1 protein-coding gene is annotated in these 414 nt (G+C 67.1%); it reads right to left on the bottom strand.

Annotated features, from left to right (window positions below; translation table 11 throughout):
• Nucleotides 1–194 precede the first annotated feature (194 nt).
• On the bottom strand, nt 195–414 hold a 220-nt coding region (locus J0A65_RS26045), incomplete at its 5' end, for a hypothetical protein (RefSeq protein ID WP_206597092.1).

Below are 414 nucleotides of genomic sequence, written 5' to 3'. Positions count from 1 at the left end.
CGACAACTGACGCGTCTCGCACTGGGGTTGCAGTGCCCATTGTTGCTCGCCGGGGACGGGGCCGATCTGGCCGAGGAGAGCCTGGCCGGCTCGCCAATAGCCTGCCTGGGGAGCGAGGCGCGGCTGATGCAGCGGCGCCTCCAGCAGTTCCTGGCCGGGCATCTCGATACCTGAACGGCCCTGCCGGTGCTGCGTCAGGCGATGGCTTCTGGCTGTTGCCGGTGTTCGCTGTGCTGCTCGAAGAGGTACTGACGCAATGTCTGCTCGTCTTCGGCATGCAGGGTTTCCACGCTGTAGGCGTAATGCCGGCGGTCGACGCGCCGGACCAGGCAGGCGCGCAGCTGCACGCGGCGCTCCATCGGCAGCATCAGTTGCAGCAACTGGTCCTTGGCCGGAGTACCGGCCTTGGCGTAC

This window comes from Bowmanella yangjiangensis, from assembly GCF_017255015.1.
In the GTDB taxonomy this organism is placed as follows: Bacteria; Pseudomonadota; Gammaproteobacteria; order Enterobacterales; family Alteromonadaceae; genus Bowmanella; species Bowmanella yangjiangensis.
The sequence above is the reverse complement of the archived record's forward strand: the minus strand, read 5'-3'. Positions and strand labels throughout refer to the sequence as shown.